Origin of the sequence: Streptomyces sp. NPDC085932 (assembly GCF_044540525.1) — a bacterium.
Lineage (GTDB): Bacteria > Actinomycetota > Actinomycetes > Streptomycetales > Streptomycetaceae > Streptomyces > Streptomyces levis.
On the sequence record NZ_JBITSJ010000001.1, the window covers coordinates 59,539 to 75,578 of the forward strand.

Annotated in this window: 10 protein-coding genes; 6 read left to right on the forward strand and 4 right to left on the reverse strand. The window is 70.5% G+C overall.

Annotation, left to right across the window (positions count from 1 at the left end; all coding sequences use genetic code 11):
* Positions 1-87 precede the first annotated feature (87 nt).
* Positions 88-1,287, reverse strand: coding sequence for a trypsin-like serine peptidase (locus tag ACIGAQ_RS00260; RefSeq protein WP_399778011.1), 1,200 nt, complete (start codon positions 1,285-1,287; stop codon positions 88-90).
* 227 nt (positions 1,288-1,514) lie between these two features.
* The gene (locus tag ACIGAQ_RS00265; RefSeq protein WP_311688407.1) at positions 1,515-2,738 is read right to left on the reverse strand and encodes a hypothetical protein; all 1,224 of its coding nucleotides are present in this window, start codon (positions 2,736-2,738) and stop codon (positions 1,515-1,517) included.
* Between the two features lie 586 nt (positions 2,739-3,324).
* Between ACIGAQ_RS00265 and ACIGAQ_RS00270 the strand changes: the two genes are divergently transcribed.
* The 4 genes from ACIGAQ_RS00270 to ACIGAQ_RS00285 all read left to right on the forward strand — a co-directional run bounded on the left by ACIGAQ_RS00270 (position 3,325) and on the right by ACIGAQ_RS00285 (position 10,144).
* Positions 3,325-4,614, forward strand: a complete 1,290-nt coding sequence (locus ACIGAQ_RS00270) for an aminotransferase class III-fold pyridoxal phosphate-dependent enzyme (protein ID WP_399780611.1) — start codon at positions 3,325-3,327, stop codon at positions 4,612-4,614.
* 245 nt (positions 4,615-4,859) lie between these two features.
* Complete coding sequence (locus tag ACIGAQ_RS00275; RefSeq protein ID WP_399778014.1) at positions 4,860-6,773, forward strand: IucA/IucC family protein; 1,914 nt, start codon at positions 4,860-4,862, stop codon at positions 6,771-6,773.
* A gap of 374 nt (positions 6,774-7,147) precedes the next feature.
* A complete protein-coding gene (locus ACIGAQ_RS00280; protein ID WP_399778015.1) occupies positions 7,148-7,873 on the forward strand; it encodes a GNAT family N-acetyltransferase in 726 nt (241 codons plus the stop codon).
* Positions 7,874-8,146: 273 nt separating this feature from the next.
* Positions 8,147-10,144: an ATP-dependent DNA helicase gene (locus tag ACIGAQ_RS00285; protein ID WP_399778017.1), complete on the forward strand. Its 1,998-nt coding sequence runs from the start codon at positions 8,147-8,149 to the stop codon at positions 10,142-10,144.
* A gap of 170 nt (positions 10,145-10,314) precedes the next feature.
* On the opposite strand, the gene lexA is transcribed toward ACIGAQ_RS00285, so the two are convergent.
* Complete coding sequence (gene lexA, locus ACIGAQ_RS00290; RefSeq protein ID WP_030845416.1) at positions 10,315-11,094, reverse strand: transcriptional repressor LexA; 780 nt, start codon at positions 11,092-11,094, stop codon at positions 10,315-10,317.
* A 632-nt stretch (positions 11,095-11,726) separates the two neighbouring features.
* Between lexA and nrdR the strand changes: the two genes are divergently transcribed.
* Together nrdR and ACIGAQ_RS00300 are read left to right on the forward strand one after the other, a co-directional pair.
* Positions 11,727-12,287: a transcriptional regulator NrdR gene (gene nrdR, locus ACIGAQ_RS00295; RefSeq protein WP_362285843.1), complete on the forward strand. Its 561-nt coding sequence runs from the start codon at positions 11,727-11,729 to the stop codon at positions 12,285-12,287.
* Positions 12,288-12,451: 164 nt separating this feature from the next.
* Positions 12,452-15,343: a vitamin B12-dependent ribonucleotide reductase gene (locus ACIGAQ_RS00300; protein WP_311688401.1), complete on the forward strand. Its 2,892-nt coding sequence runs from the start codon at positions 12,452-12,454 to the stop codon at positions 15,341-15,343.
* Between the two features lie 143 nt (positions 15,344-15,486).
* Here the strand turns inward: ACIGAQ_RS00300 and ACIGAQ_RS00305 are convergent, their stop codons facing one another.
* Positions 15,487-16,020 carry a TerD family protein gene (locus ACIGAQ_RS00305; protein WP_399778021.1) on the reverse strand — a complete coding sequence of 178 codons (534 nt, stop codon included), beginning with the start codon at positions 16,018-16,020 and terminating at the stop codon, positions 15,487-15,489.
* Positions 16,021-16,040 lie beyond the last annotated feature (20 nt).

The window sequence follows — 16,040 nt, forward strand, 5'->3', positions numbered from 1 at the left end:
GCCGGTCTGGCGCCGTCGGCCCGCCCGGCCGACCGCGGAGGCCCGCCCCCGAGTCACTCGAGGGCGGGCCTGTTTCGTGTGCGCGGGTCAGCGGCCGCCGTAGGTCTTGCTCATGTTCTCGTAGAGCGCCTCGGCGTCCCGGCCCAGCTGCGGGCCCGCCAGCCAGGTGTTGTCGGCCGGGCCGATCGAGGTGTTGGAGACCAGCACGGACTTGCCGTTCAGCACCCGGAACCAGCCTCCGCCGGACGACCCGCCCGTCATGGTGCAGCCGATGCGGTACATCGTCGGCAGACTCGGGCTGAGCGAGAACCGGCCGGGGATGTCGGCGCACTTGAACATCTTCAGGCCGTTGAAGGGGGGCGCGGCCGGGTAGCCCCAGGCGCCCATCTTGGCGGCCTCCGCCGCGGACGGGGCGGAGAAGTCCACGTCCAGCGCGGCGCCGACCGTCTCCTCCAGGGACTTCGCGCCCTGCTCGGGCTTCACGTGCAGTACCGCGTAGTCGTACGCGGCCCCGTCACCGCCCGTCTCCGAGCCGCCCTGGATCCACTGGTTCGAGGTCGAGGCCCAGTCCGCCCACCAGTTGCCGTACGGGGCGATCTCCGCCGGGTCGGCGTTGCTCAGCTCCGCCTCGGACCTGCCCAGGTCGTTGTAGGCCGGGACGAACACGATGTTGCGGTACCAGCCGCCGTTCCCGCCCGCGTGCACGCAGTGGCCCGCCGTCCACACCAGGTTGGACTTGCCCGGGTGGTTGACGTCCTTGACCACTGTGCCGGAGCAGACCGCCGGGCCGTCGGGGGAGTCGAAGAAGACCTTGCCGACCGGGGCCGCGTTGCGGTGGTACGGCGTCTTCTCGGCCTGCGCGGCGACGGGCGCCGGCTCCGGGTCGCTGATGCCCTGCCCGGCCGACGCGTCCTTCGTCGTGACCGTCTTGTTGGCCTCCTCGGCGGACTGCATCCGCTCGGGCTTCCAGAGGCCCTCGATCACCGGATTGACGAAGTCCTTGGCCTCACTCAGCCACTGGTCCCGGTCCCAGTCCTTCCAGCCGCCGTCCTTCCACTTGTCGACGTCGATCCCGTGCTCCTTGAGCTTGCCCGCGAGATCGGCAGGGATCTCGACCTTGCCGCCGGCGTCCCCCGCCTGCGAGGGCGTGGCGTCGGGCTTGTCACTCGCCGAGTCGGCCGAGCCGCCACAGGCGGTGGCGGTGAGCGCCAGGGCGGCGACGAGCCCCGCGGCGGCGAGAACGGTGCGCCGTCCGCGCCTCGGTGCGGGCGTACGTGTGGAACGCATGGTGCGATGACCCCCGTTGATGCGTGCGTGTGTGGTGCTGTGTCGTGTGCCGTGTTCGATGCTCGATGTGGGCTGTGCGCTGCGAGCCCCGGCACGAGAGCCCACTATGCCCGTGGAGTTGAGGGCGAACCGGGGTGGGGCGGTGAAGGTTTCCGCGAGCCGGCGGGACTCCTGGCAGGATGCTCCGCCGGCGCGTCGCCCGGGCCGCCCCCCGCGCCGGCGCCCGACTAGCGGCCGGCGTACTTCTCGCTGACCGAGTCGAACACGCCCTTGGCCACCTCACCCAGACGCGGTCCCGCCAGCCAGCCCGACGTCACCGGGCCGATCGAGGTGTTGGACACCAGAGCCGGCCGGCCGTCCGAGCCGGTCGCGACCCAACCGCCGCCCGACGAACCGCCCGTCATGGTGCACCCGATCCGGTACATCGTCGGGTCCGACGCCGTGAGCGACAGCCGCCCCGGCCGGTCCTGGCACCGGTACAGCTTCTGCCCGTCGTACGGCGGCGCCGCCGGGTAGCCGATCGCCGTGACGCTCTCGACCTGAGGTACGGCGGGAGCCTTGAAGTCGACCGGCAGCGCCGAACCGACCGTCTCCTCCAGCGACTTGCCGCCGCTGCCCTTCTCCGGCGTCACGTGGATCACGGCGAAGTCGTACGGTGCGCCGTCACCGCCCGTCGAACCTCCCTGCTCGATCCACTGGTCCGAGGTCTGCGCCCAGTCGCCCCACCAGACACCGTAGGGAGCGACGTCCTCGCGGGTCGCGTTCTCCAGCTCCTGGACCGGCTTGCCGTCGTCGTTGTACGAGGGCACGAACGCGATGTTGCGGTACCAGCCACCCTTCTTGCCCGCGTGCACGCAGTGGCCCGCCGTCCACACCAGATTGGACTTGCCCGGGTGCGCCGGGTCCTTCACCACCGTCGCCGAGCAGACGGCAGAGCCCTTGGGCGAGTCGAAGAAGACCTTCCCCGCCGTGGGCGCGGCCGCGTGGTACGACGGCGGCACGGCCTGCGCCCGGACCGGCGCCGGCGTGGGATCGGTGACGCCCTGGTCACCGGAGAGGTCGCTCTCGTCGACGCCCTGGTCGGGCTCCTCCGCCTCCCGCATCCGGTCCGGGTTCCAGAGCCCTTCGATGATCGGGTTGACGTACTCGTGGGCCTCGCGCAGCCAGTCGTCCCGGTCCCAGTTCTTCCAGGCGCCGTTCTTCCACTTGTCGATGTCGATCCCGTGCTCACGGAGCCGGTCCCTGATGTCGTCCGGGATCCGGAGCTTGCCGTCGTCCGAGGCGGTGGCGGAAGCGGAGGCCTCACCGCCCGCCGCGGCGTCACCCGAGTCGCAGGCGGTGGCGGTCAGCGCGAGCGCCGAGGCGAGGGCCACGGCGCCCAGTACGGGGGAGTTCCTGCGGCGCGCCCTCCCCTCTCGGCGTGTGGTGAACGGCGGCCTGACGGATCGCATGATGTGACTCCCCCTGATGGTGACGAACATGGACGAAACCGGTGCCTCGACCCTGGTTTTCCGCTGCTGCACGGGGACTTCGGGCCGACACACCGCGTCCGGGAACGGCACCACACACTATGCGGTGGCTGTGGGGGAGGCCCGACGGAACAGCAACAGTTCCGTCACGGAAAGGATCTTGAGGCAACCCGTAACCCGGTGAGCGGTCCGGGGTTGGTAGCGGTGGGGGGTCTGCTGTCTGTGCGCGGTCCCTGGTGCCCGTGCCCAGTGGGAGGTCAGGAAAGTCGTGGCGGAATCCGTCCTTGGGGGTTGTGCGTCAGAGGAGGCCGCTGTGGGGCATGCGCCGGTGAAGACCCTCCCCGGTGAACCCGTCGACGACACCGTGGTGGGAGCGGGCGACGGCTCCATAAGAGCGGATGACGGTGCCCCGGGCACGGCGGACGAGGGTGCCACGCCGGACGTGGGCGCTGCGGGGGACGAAGGCGCCAAGGCAGACGTAGGTGCTGACGAGGCTCTCGGCGGTGACGCCGACGAGGCCCTGGTCGAGGGCGCCGAAGGGGCTCTGGTCGAGGGCGCCGAAGGGGCACTGACCGATGGTGACGGAAGGGCTTCGGAAGATGGCGCCCGGGGAGCGCGCGGTGGGAGGGAGGACTTCCCGCGCCGCCAGTCCGTCCGCCAGTCCGCCCGCGAGGCCGCGGCCCGGACCTACGCCCGGGCCCTGCCCATCGTGCCGGTGCGGGCGCGAGGCATGACGATCGAGGGCGCGGACGGCCGCCGCTACCTGGACTGTCTCTCGGGCGCCGGAGCGCTCGCCCTCGGACACAACCACCCCGTCGTCCTGGAAGCCATCCGCAAGGTCCTCGACTCCGGCGCCCCCCTCAACGCCCTCGACCTCGCGACCCCCGTCAAGGACGCCTTCGTCACCGAACTCCTCCGCACCCTGCCTCCTGGGCTCGCCGACCGGGCCCGCGTGCGCTTCTGCGGACCGACCGGCAACGACGCGGTACGGACGGCCTACGAGCTGGTCCGCGCGGCTGCCGGGCGACCCCCCGGTCTCGCCGGTGATGAGTCGGCGATCGTCCGTGTGGCGCCTCCGCAGGACTGCGCCCACCTGTTCCGCGCCGATGCCGCCGCACGCCCTGCCGGGGTGATCGTCGAACCCGTCCAGGGCGACGGCGGAGTGCTCCCCGTACCGGACGCCTGGATGCGGCGAGTACGGCAGCTCACGGCCGACCGCTCCGTACCGCTGATCTCCGACGAGATCCAGACGGGTGTCGGGCGCACCGGCACCTTCTGGGCGGTGGAGCACAGTGGCGTGACCCCGGACGTGATGGTCCTCTCCGAGGCCATCGGCGGCAGCCTGCCCCTGGCGGTCGTGGTCTACCGCGACGACCTCGACACCGGGGAACCCGGCCCCGACACCGGCACCTTCCGGGGCAACCAACTCGCCATGGCCGCGGGCACGGCGACGCTCGCCCACGTCCGCGAGAACCGTCTCGCCGAACGCGCCTCGACCCTCGGCGCCCGCATGCTGCACCAACTGCGGTCGCTGACCAATGATTTCGCGTGCGTGGGCGAGGTGCGGGGGAGAGGGCTCATGATCGGGGTCGAGTTGGTGGATACCTCGGGGGAGACCGAGACAGCGCTCGAACTGGCCGCTGTGGTCCAGCGGGAGTGCCTGCGGCGCGGTCTCATCGTCGGACTCGGCGGCCGCCACGCCAGTGTCGTACGCCTGCTGCCACCCCTGACGATCACCGACGAACAGGCGGCCGCCGTACTGGACCGTCTGACCGACGCGATCCAGGCAGCGGCGCAGCGCCGGCAGAGCACGGCAGGGCAGCGGGGCCGCACATCCCGTACGCGCCGGGCCCCTTGACGCGCGCAAGTTCTCGCGTCTGCCGCCCCGCCCGTACGCGGGGCATCACCCTTGCCGTGCCCGCCCCGGTCCCGACGGTCCGAACCCCCACCGAGGTGCCCGCCTTGAACACCATCCCCACTCCCGACAACTCCGCCACGAGGGGAGCTGGATCCGCGGCAGTCACGCGCCCGGCCGGGACATCGCCGGCATCGGCCGTGCCCGAGCAGCGAGTTGGGGGAGTGAGACCCGGCCAGGAGGGGAGCGTGGGTGAGTCCGCCCCCGACCTCCTGCGCCGACCCGACCCCTGCCTCGTCGCCCACGCAGCAGCCGTGGAGACCCTGCTGCGCTGCTGGGTTCGCGAAACCGACCAGGCCGCCCCCTCCGACGACGTCCTGCGTATCCCCCTGCCGGCCAGCGGCACAGCCCTCCTCGTCCCGGTGCGCTACTGGTCCCCGACGGGCTGGCACCGCTTCGGCCTCCCGCGCCTGGCCGACGCACCGCTTGACGCCCCTCCGGTCGACGCCGTGACGGTCGCCGCCCTGCTCACCAGGGAAGGCCTGACCGGTGTGCTCACCAGAGCAAGCCTGACCGGTGTGCTCAGTGGGCCAAGCCTGATCGGTGCCGGGGCTTCATCCGGTGCCCGGGCCGCATGCGATGTCCCTGCCCTCAAGGCTGATGCTGTCGCGCCGGCCCACGACGACGGCATCGCTCTTGTCGCGGGTGTCACCGACTCCCTTCGCCGCATCACCACCTTCGTCCGCGAACGCCGGGACCACCCTGCCGACGCTCCCGATCTCTTCCTGGCCGCGGAACAGGCACTCCTCCTCGGACATCCCCTGCACCCGACGCCGAAGAGCCGCGACGGACTCTCCGAGGCCGAAGCTCGGCGGTACTCACCCGAACTCCGTGGCTCCTTCCCCCTGCACTGGATGGCTGTCGCCCCCTCCGTTCTCGCCACCGACTCCTGCTGGACCGAACGTGGCCGTACCGTCTCCGCCCCCACTCTGACCGCCCGCCTGGCCGAGCCCGGACTGGCGCTGCCGGACGGCCATGCCCTGCTGCCCCTGCACCCCTGGCAGGCACGCCAGATCCGACACCGCCCCGAGATCGCCGCCCTGCTGGACGACGGACAGCTCCGTGACCTCGGTCCCCACGGGGCGCCCTGGTACCCCACCTCCTCCGTCCGCACCGTCTACCGGTCCGGCGCCCCTGCGATGTTCAAGCTGTCCCTGGGACTGCGCATCACCAACTCCCGTCGAGAGAACCTCCGTAAGGAACTCCACCGCGGCGTCGAGGTCCATCGCCTGCTCCGCAGCGGTCTCGGGCGGCAGTGGCGGGCCGCGCATCCTGCCTTCGACATCGTGCGCGACCCGGCCTGGCTCGCCGTCGACGGGCCGGCCGGCACCCCGCTGCCCGGGCTGGACGTGGTCATCCGCCACAACCCGTTCAGTCCCTCGGACGATGTGTCCTGCGTCGCCGGACTCGTCTCACTGCGCCCGTCATCCCCGACCCGCCCGGACACCGCTTCAGACCGTTCCCAGGACGAAGGCCCGGTCCTTCGCTCCCGGCTTGCCGAACTGGTCACCGGCATCGCTCGGCGCACCGGCCGGCCTCGCGGAGCCGTCGCCGCCGAGTGGTTCCTGCGCTACCTGGAACACGTGGTGCGTCCCGTCCTGTGGCTGGACGCGGAGGCCGGCGTCGCCCTGGAGGCGCACCAGCAGAACACGCTGCTCCTGCTGGAAGCCGACGGCTGGCCCGCGGGCGGCCGGTACCGCGACAACCAGGGCTACTACTTCCGTGAGTCCCGACGCGCGGCGCTCGACGCCCGACTGCCCGGCATCGGCGAGCGGAGCGACACCTTCGTCCGCGACGAGATCGCCGACGAGCGTCTCGCGTACTACCTGGGCGTCAACAACGTGCTCGGTCTCGTCGGCGCGTTGGGTTCTCAAGGGCTGGCCGATGAGCGATTGCTGCTGGCCGCCTTCCGTCGCTTCCTCGGGACCGTCGCCTCCGGTCCGGCCCGGCTGCGCTCCTCGCTGCCCGCCCTGCTGCTCGACTCACCCGTGCTGCGCTGCAAGGCCAACCTGCTCACCCGACTGCACGGCCTCGACGAACTCGTCGGCCCGGTCGACACCCAGTCCGTCTACGTCACCATCGCCAACCCCCTGCACTGCTGATCATTCCGACCTCCTTCCGACCATGACCGGCCTCCTTCATCGCTGAGGACACGCCCCATCCGCCTTTCTGAGAGGAGCGTTTGGTGCCTTCCGTCGATCCGTCCATCCCGACGGCCACCCCCGTCTCTGCTGCAGCCGCTTGTCCGGCGGCGCCCGATGCCCATGCCGGCAGCGAGCCCACCGAGCCCGGAGGGGAACGCGAGCCGGGACGCCGTTCCGTCTCGGTTGCCGGCGGGCGCGACGAGGACACGGAGGGAGACAGAGGCACGGAGGGACACGGGGACAGGGAGACGGGGGAGGACGGGGACCCGGAGCAGGACAGGGGAGCCGAGGACGAGGACGAGGACGGGGACGGGGACGGCACCGAGGACACCATGGACCTTCGGCTCCCGGACGAGTTCCTCGCCCTCATCGCGGAAGAGGGGACCGAGCCCGGGGCAGGATTCGGGCGGAATTCCGACCAGGACTCGGCAGTGGTTCCGGGGCTCCTCACCACGACACCCCTGGCCGGCTTCCGCAGGCCGTACGACGACCTGCTCGACGGCGTGGCCGACTGGGGCCCGGCGGAGACCCCCGGCGGACTGTTCCACCTCGTTCCCGTACGCGTGGAACGTGATCTGCCACTCATCAGCCGGTGGATGAACGACCCTGCCGCCGCGGAGTTCTGGGAGTTGTCAGGGCCGGCGAGCGTGACCGAGGACCATGTGCGGGACCAACTCGCCGGTGACGGGCGCAGCGTGCCCTGCGTCGGCGTACTGGGCGGAACACCGATGAGCTACTGGGAGATCTACCGGGCCGACCTGGACCCGCTCGCCCGCCATTACCCGGCACGACCCCATGACACGGGCGTCCATCTTCTGATCGGTGCTGTCGCCGACCGCGGGCGTGGCCTGGGGAGCATGCTCCTGCGAGCCGTGGCCGATCTCGTTCTCGCACGGCGCCCCTCCTGCGCACGCGTCATCGCGGAACCCGACATTCGCAACACCCCCTCCGTCGCCGCTTTCCTGACCGCCGGCTTCCGGTTCTCCGCCGAGGTCGACCTGCCCGCCAAGCGAGCCGCCCTCATGGTCCGAGACCGCTCTCTCCGGCACCTTCTGTAGCGCTGTGTCACCGCGCCATCACTCATTGAACGGACCGCGTGCCGCCGCGGTTCCCGTCGACGGCGGAGAATTCCGAAATCCCAGCGAGCTGCGCTGCTCGTACCTGCCTCATCACCGTTGCCGAGCCCTACGCAGCCGAAGTCAGCACACCCGTCCTACTCCCCACCAGCACATCCGCCCTACTCCCCACCGAGGAGTCCAGGTCTTGATCCTGCCCCCCGCCCTCGCCTTGATCACCCGTTTGTCAGTGCCGGGTCGTAGGGTGGTCGCGCTATGACGAAGCCCTCACTCCCCGAACTCCTCCATGCCGCCGTCACTGCCGTCGGCGGTACGGAGCGCCCCGGCCAGGTGGCCATGGCCGAAGCCGTCGCTGAAGCGATCGACGACGGTTCCCACCTGCTGGTCCAGGCCGGCACCGGTACCGGTAAGTCCCTGGGCTACCTGGTGCCCGCGCTCGCGCACGGGGAGCGAGTGGTCGTCGCGACCGCCACCCTGGCCCTGCAGCGCCAGCTCGTGGAGCGCGACCTTCCGAGAACGGTCGAGTCGCTGCACCCGCTGCTGCGCCGCCGCCCGGAGTTCGCCATGCTCAAGGGCCGGTCGAACTACCTCTGTCTGCACCGCCTCCACGAGGGCGTTCCGCAGGACGAGGAGGACGGCCTCTTCGACCAGTTCGAGGCGGCCGCGCCCACCAGCAAGCTGGGGCAGGACCTGCTGCGGGTACGGGACTGGGTCGACGAGACCGAGACCGGTGACCGTGACAACCTCACCCCCGGCGTCTCCGACCGCGCCTGGGCGCAGGTGTCGGTGTCGTCGAGGGAGTGCCTGGGTGCCTCGAAGTGCGCCTACGGCGCGGAGTGCTTCGCCGAGATGGCCCGAGAGCGGGCCAAGCTCGCCGACGTCGTCGTCACCAACCACGCCCTGCTCGCGATCGACGCCATCGAGGGCGCCCCGGTCCTCCCGCAGCACGAGGTGCTGATCGTCGACGAGGCGCACGAGCTGGTGTCGAGGGTCACCGGCGTCGCCACCGGCGAACTCACCCCGGGCCAGGTCAACCGCGCGGTGCGCCGCGCCGCGAAACTCGCCAACGAGAAAGCCGCGGACCAGCTCCAGACGGCCGCCGAGGGTTTCGAGCGGCTCATGGAGCTGGCGCTTCCGGGCCGCCTGGAGGAGATCCCCGAAGACCTCGGGTACGCGCTGATGGCCCTGCGTGACGCGTGCCGCACGGTCATCTCCGCGATCGGTACGACCCGGGACAAGTCGGTGCAGGACGAGGACGCGGTGCGCAAGCAGGCCCTGGCCGCCGTGGAGAACGTCCACGACGTGGCGGAGCGGATCACCAACGGTTCCGAGTGGGACGTGGTCTGGTACGAGCGCCATGACCGGTTCGGTGCTTCCCTGCGCGTCGCGCCCATGTCGGTCTCGGGGCTGCTGCGGGAGAAGCTCTTCGCGGACCGCTCCGTGGTTTTGACGTCGGCGACGCTGAAGCTGGGCGGCGACTTCAACGGCGTGGGAGCCTCCCTGGGTCTCGCCCCGGAGGGCACGGAGGGCGACGACCTCCCGCAGTGGAAGGGCATCGACGTCGGCTCGCCCTTCGACTACCGCAAGCAGGGCATCCTCTATGTCGCCAAACACCTGGCGCGCCCCGCCCGCGACGGTGACCGAGCGGACATGCTCGACGAACTGACGGAGCTGATCCAGGCGGCCGGTGGTCGCACGCTGGGGCTGTTCTCCTCCATGCGGGGTGCCCAGCTGGCCGCCGAGGAGCTGCGTGCGCGGATCCCGGAGTTCCCCATCCTCCTCCAGGGCGAGGAGACGCTCGGCGAGCTCATCAAGAACTTCGCGGCCGACCCCAAGACCTGTCTGTTCGGCACGCTGTCGCTGTGGCAGGGCGTGGACGTCCCCGGACCCAGCTGCCAACTGGTCGTCATGGACAAGATCCCGTTCCCGCGTCCGGACGACCCCCTGATGAGTGCCCGGCAGAAGGCCGTGGAGGACGCCGGTGGCAACGGCTTCATGGCGGTGGCCGCCACCCACGCCGCCCTCCTCATGGCGCAGGGCGCCGGCCGTCTCGTCCGGGCGTCGGGCGACCGCGGTGTGGTCGCGGTGCTCGACCAGCGGCTGGCCACGGCACGGTACGGCGGGTACCTCAAGGCGTCGCTGCCCGACTTCTGGTACACGACGGACCGCAATCAGGTGAGGAAGTCGCTGGCGGCGATCGATGCGGTGGCCAAGGAGGCCGAAGCGGCGGAGCAGGCCGAAGCGGCGCAATGAGACCGGAGCCGGGCCTCGGCTCGCGGCCGGGCAGCCGTAGCCGAGCCCCGGCCCGAGCTGAGGGTCCGGGGCCCGGCCCCGGACAGCGCAGGACCCCGGAACCGGCGCAGGGGTTCCGGGGCCCGGTCAGAGGGCGGGCCTGCTCGGCTCGCCCGACGCGGTGCGCGCTGTCAGACGCGGCGCAGTACGGCCACCACCTTGCCGAGGATGGTCGCGTCGTCGCCGGGGATCGGCTCGTACGCCGCGTTGTGCGGCAGAAGCCAGACGTGGCCGTCCTCGCGCTTGAATCGCTTGACCGTGGCCTCGCCGTCGAGCATCGCGGCCACGATGTCGCCGTTCTCCGCGACCGGCTGCCGGCGCACCGTGACCCAGTCGCCGTCGCAGATCGCCGCCTCGATCATCGAGTCACCGACGACCTTGAGCACGAACAGCTCACCGTCACCGACGAGCTGGCGGGGCAGGGGGAAGACGTCCTCGACGGACTCCTCGGCGAGGATCGGGCCACCGGCGGCGATGCGGCCGACCAGCGGGACGTACGACGCGGCCGGCTTGCCCGCGGTGTCCGTGGGCTGTACCGAGGCGGCCTGGTCCGAGCCGCGCACCTCGTAGGCGCGAGGGCGGTGCGGGTCGCGGCGCAGGAAGCCCTTGCGCTCCAGCGCCATCAGCTGGTGCGCCACCGAGGAGGTGCTGGAGAGGCCGACGGCCTGGCCGATCTCCCGCATCGACGGCGGGTAGCCACGCCGCTGCACGGAGTCCCTGATGACCTCGATCACCCGGCGCTGGCGGTCGGTGAGGCCCGAGCTGTCCGCCCGGATGCCGGGAGGTCGGCCCGGCAGGGAGCGCTTGTGCCCCTCAGGGTTCGTGGCTTCGTTCATCGCATGCACCGGCTCCAGTCGGCCCTGGGAGCGGTCCTGGGCAGTGATGGCGGCACTGTCTGCGGTGGTGGTCACGTCGGCCCCTCTCGATGGTCTCCCTGCTGGACAACGGTAGTTGCTTTCGAAAGGTTGCGCCAAACACACGTTCGAGTGAAAAAACGCGAATTGCCGGACGCGATCATGTGTCCGGGTGTATTAGCGGCCGGGCCACCTGGCGGGCAAAAGGGCCCATTGCTGTACTCTTCACCGCCGGGGTGATCGCCTCGTGGACTGTTGCCCCAGTCTGCCATCCGGCATTCCCCTGCCCCGGGACCAGCCCTCATCTGTGCGGGAGTCCCACGTCCCCTCCTCGCGGCGCCCACCGTATCTCCGCATGTGCCGAAGCGATACGGCCGTGCGCCAACGGATGCGGCCGTGTCGTGCCGGGCGGTCGCGCCGAGGTGCGAGCGGCGGCGTCGCGGGGACACGCGGGTCCGGTGCGGCGCCGCCCGTCGCGCGTCACCTGCGGCTACGCGTGCGACACGCGCATACGGCCTGGATGTATGAGCCAATCCCCACATCTAGTGGTTGGATTGCATCAGCAGCCCACAAGTTGTGGTCCCCCCGGTCTTCGCGGCCATGGTCATCGCCTATGCTTGGGGCTGCTTCGTGGGGCGCGAGACGTCCAGCGAGGCTATTGAGTCTGCTGTGAGGAGGGTTGGGAGATCATGCACTGCCCCTTCTGCAGGCACCCCGACAGCCGGGTCGTCGACAGCCGTACGACGGACGACGGCACGTCGATCCGCAGGCGCCGCCAGTGCCCTGACTGCTCCCGTCGTTTCACGACCGTGGAGACGTGCTCGCTCATGGTGGTCAAGCGATCCGGCGTCACCGAACCCTTCAGTCGCACGAAGATCATCAATGGTGTGCGCAAGGCCTGCCAGGGACGGCCGGTCACCGAGGACGCGCTCGCCCAGCTCGGCCAGCGCGTCGAGGAGGCGGTGCGGGCCACCGGAAGCGCCGAGCTGACCACCCACGACGTGGGGCTGGCCATACTCGGCCCGTTGCAGGAGCTCGATCTCGTCGCCTATCTGCGCTTCGCCTCCGTCTACCGGGCCTTCGACTCGCTCGAGGACTTCGAGGCGGCGATCGCGGAGCTCAGGGAAGGGACGGGACGCCCCGACGCGGACGACGGCGACCGCGAGGACACGGGTGCGGGGAGCCAGGAGGACGACCGCGGGCCCGGAGGGACGGCACAGGTCCCCGAGCCCGCAGGCGCCGCCGACTGACCGGCGGGCCGGCTCCGGACGGCAGCTCCGGGACCGGCCGGGCGGCGGCGATGTGAAGACCTGTTGCGGGCGGCGTGAGTGGACGCCCGCAACACCAGACAGAACAACGTGCACCGGGAACATCGGCGCACTTCAGGGCGTTTTCGCCCGTACAGGGAGGCGGCATGACAGAGACGGCGAGCGGTCCGGCACGGAGTTCCCGCGCCAAGAGCCCCAAGGCGAGCAAGGGCCTGCGTATCGAGCGCATCCACACCACCCCTGGGGTTCACCCCTACGACGAGGTGGCCTGGGAGAGCCGTGACGTCGTCATGACCAACTGGCGCGACGGCTCGGTCAACTTCGAGCAGCGCGGCGTCGAATTCCCCGACTTCTGGTCGGTGAACGCGGTCAACATCGTCACCAGCAAGTACTTCCGCGGTGCCGTCGGCACCCCGCAGCGCGAGACCAGCCTCAAGCAGCTGATCGACCGCATCGTGAAGACGTACCGGAAGGCCGGCGAGGACTACAAGTACTTCGCCTCGCCCGCCGACGCCGAGATCTTCGAGCACGAGCTGGCGTACGCCCTCCTGCACCAGATCTTCAGCTTCAACAGCCCCGTGTGGTTCAACGTGGGCACGCCGCAGCCCCAGCAGGTCTCCGCCTGCTTCATCCTGTCCGTCGACGACTCCATGGAGTCGATCCTCGACTGGTACAAGGAAGAGGGCATGATCTTCAAGGGCGGCTCCGGTGCCGGCCTGAACCTCTCCCGCATCCGCTCCTCCAAGGAGCTGCTGTCCTCCGGCGGCAACGCCTCCGGCCCGGTCTCCTTCATGCGCGGCGCCGACGCCTCCGCAGGAACGATCAAGTCCGGTGGCGCCACCCGCCGCGCCGCCAAGATGGTCGTCCTCGACGTCGACCACCCGGACATCGAGGACTTCATCGAGACCAAGGTCAAGGAAGAGGAGAAGATCCGCGTCCTGCGGGACGCCGGCTTCGACATGGACCTGGGCGGCGACGACATCACGTCCGTCCAGTACCAGAACGCCAACAACTCCGTCCGCGTGAACGACGAGTTCATGAAGGCGGTCGACGAGGGCGGCAAGTTCGGCCTGCGTGCCCGCATGACCGGCGAGGTCATCGAGGAGGTCGACGCCAAGGCGCTCTTCCGCAAGATCGCCGAGGCCGCCTGGGCCTGCGCCGACCCCGGCATCCAGTACGACGACACCATCAACACCTGGCACACCTGCCCCGAGTCCGGCCGGATCACCGCGTCGAACCCGTGCAGCGAGTACATGCACCTGGACAACACGTCCTGCAACCTGGCCTCGCTGAACCTCATGAAGTTCCTCAAGGACGACGGCAAGGGCAACCAGTCCTTCGAGGCGGAGCGCTTCCAGAAGGTCGTCGAGCTGGTCATCACCGCGATGGACATCTCGATCTGCTTCGCGGACTTCCCGACCCAGAAGATCGGCGAGAACACGCGCGCGTTCCGCCAGCTCGGCATCGGCTACGCCAACCTCGGCGCCCTGCTGATGGCCACCGGCCACGCCTACGACTCCGACGGCGGCCGCGCCCTCGCCGGCGCCATCACCTCCCTGATGACCGGCACGGCCTACCGCCGCTCCGCCGAGCTCGCCTCGGTCGTCGGCCCGTACGACGGCTACGCCCGCAACGCCGACGCCCACAAGCGCGTCATGAAGCAGCACTCCGACGCCAACGACAAGGCCGTCCGCATGGACGACCTGGACACCCCGGTGTGGGCGGCCGCCAGCGAGGCCTGGGGTGACGTCCTGCGCCTGGGCGAGAAGAACGGTTTCCGTAACTCGCAGGCGTCCGTGCTCGCCCCGACCGGCACCATCGGTCTCGCGATGTCCTGCGACACCACCGGTGTCGAGCCCGACCTCGCGCTGGTCAAGTTCAAGAAGCTCGTCGGCGGCGGCTCGATGCAGATCGTCAACGGCACCGTGCCGCAGGCCCTGCGCCGCCTCGGCTACCTCGAGGAGCAGATCGAGGCGATCGTCGCCCACATCGCCGAGAACGGCAACGTGATCGACGCCCCCGGTCTCAAGCCGGAGCACTACGAGGTGTTCGACTGCGCCATGGGCGAGCGGGCCATCTCCCCGATGGGCCACGTCCGCATGATGGCCGCGATCCAGCCGTGGATCTCGGGCGCCATCTCCAAGACGGTCAACATGCCGGAGACGGCGACCGTCGAGGAGGTCGAGGAGATCTACTTCGAGGCCTGGAAGCTCGGCGTCAAGGCCCTCGCGATCTACCGCGACAACTGCAAGGTCGGCCAGCCCCTCTCCGCCAAGACCAAGGAGAAGGAGAAGGCGGAGATCACCGAGAAGACCGAGGAGACGATCCGTACCGCGGTCGAGAAGGTCGTCGAGTACCGCCCGGTCCGCAAGCGCCTTCCGAAGGGACGCCCCGGCATCACCACGTCCTTCACCGTCGGCGGCGCCGAGGGCTACATGACGGCCAACTCCTACCCGGACGACGGGCTCGGTGAGGTCTTCCTGAAGATGTCCAAGCAGGGCTCGACCCTCGCGGGCATGATGGACGCCTTCTCCATCGCCGTCTCGGTCGGCCTCCAGTACGGCGTGCCGCTGGAGACGTACGTCTCGAAGTTCACGAACATGCGCTTCGAGCCGGCCGGTATGACGGACGACCCGGACGTGCGGATGGCGCAGTCGATCGTCGACTACATCTTCCGCCGCCTGGCGCTGGACTTCCTGCCCTTCGAGACGCGCTCCGCGCTCGGCATCCACTCCGCCGAGGAGCGCCAGCGTCACCTGGAGACCGGCTCGTACGAGCCGTCCGAGGACGAGGTCGACGTCGAGGGCCTGGCCCAGTCGGCGCCGCGGGCCCAGGAGCTGAAGGCCGTGTCCGCTCCGAAGGTGGAGGAGGCGGCCAAGCCCGCCCCGCAGCAGGCCCACACCAGCGCGGAACTGGTCGAGATGCAGCTGGGCATCCAGGCCGACGCCCCGCTCTGCTTCTCCTGCGGGACGAAGATGCAGCGCGCCGGTTCCTGCTACATCTGCGAGGGCTGCGGCTCGACCAGCGGCTGCAGCTGACGCCGCGCGCCTGGGCCGATGACGCCGGGCGCCTGAGCCGATGACAGAGGGGCACCGCCGTCGGGCGGTGCCCCTCTCGTCGTTCCTCGTGTCGCCGGGCCCCGGGGAGCGTCCGGTGATGACCCATCCTCGGGCCGTCCGGCTCAGGCCCGTCCGGCCGCGCCCATCGTCCTGGTGAACGTCACAGGGTCGCCCTCGAAACCGCGCAGCCCGGGACGGAAACGCCAGGGCCCGGTGCCTTCCCGGACGAACTCCGCGACCGTGGCGGCCGTGGCGCCCAGGACCCCGCCGAAGTCGTCCTCGGCCAGGACGTCGTACCCCTCGCGGATGCGCAGGCCGGGGTTGACGACGCTGACGAAGGTGCGCTCCGCCGGGCGCTGCTGGATGACGACACCGACCACCACGCGCGCGTACCGGGGGTCGAGCCGCTCCAGCTCCACCGTCATGACCTCGTCGAAGCCGAAGCCCTGACCGTCCTTGCTGTCCCGGTTGAGGTAGATGGTGCCGTCGGGGGAGCGGCTGTCGAAGTGCACCACGTAGGCGGGGTCGCCGTGCGGGTCGTCCGCCGGATACGTCGCGGCGACGAGGTCCAGGTCGGTGGAGGGCTGCCCCGCCGGACTGGGATCCCACCGCACCGCGATCTCGACCTTGCGCAGCCCCTTGTTGAGCCCGTCCACCGGCGTCCCCTTCTCCGTAC

Coding starts and splice junctions, on each gene's coding strand:
- ACIGAQ_RS00260 (WP_399778011.1), bottom strand. CDS start 1,287: ATGCGTTCCACACGTACGCCCGCACCGAGGCGCGGACGGCGCACCGTT.
- ACIGAQ_RS00265 (WP_311688407.1), bottom strand. CDS start 2,738: ATGCGATCCGTCAGGCCGCCGTTCACCACACGCCGAGAGGGGAGGGCG.
- ACIGAQ_RS00280 (WP_399778015.1), top strand. CDS start 7,148: ATGGACCTTCGGCTCCCGGACGAGTTCCTCGCCCTCATCGCGGAAGAG.
- ACIGAQ_RS00285 (WP_399778017.1), top strand. CDS start 8,147: ATGACGAAGCCCTCACTCCCCGAACTCCTCCATGCCGCCGTCACTGCC.
- nrdR (WP_362285843.1), top strand. CDS start 11,727: ATGCACTGCCCCTTCTGCAGGCACCCCGACAGCCGGGTCGTCGACAGC.
- ACIGAQ_RS00300 (WP_311688401.1), top strand. CDS start 12,452: ATGACAGAGACGGCGAGCGGTCCGGCACGGAGTTCCCGCGCCAAGAGC.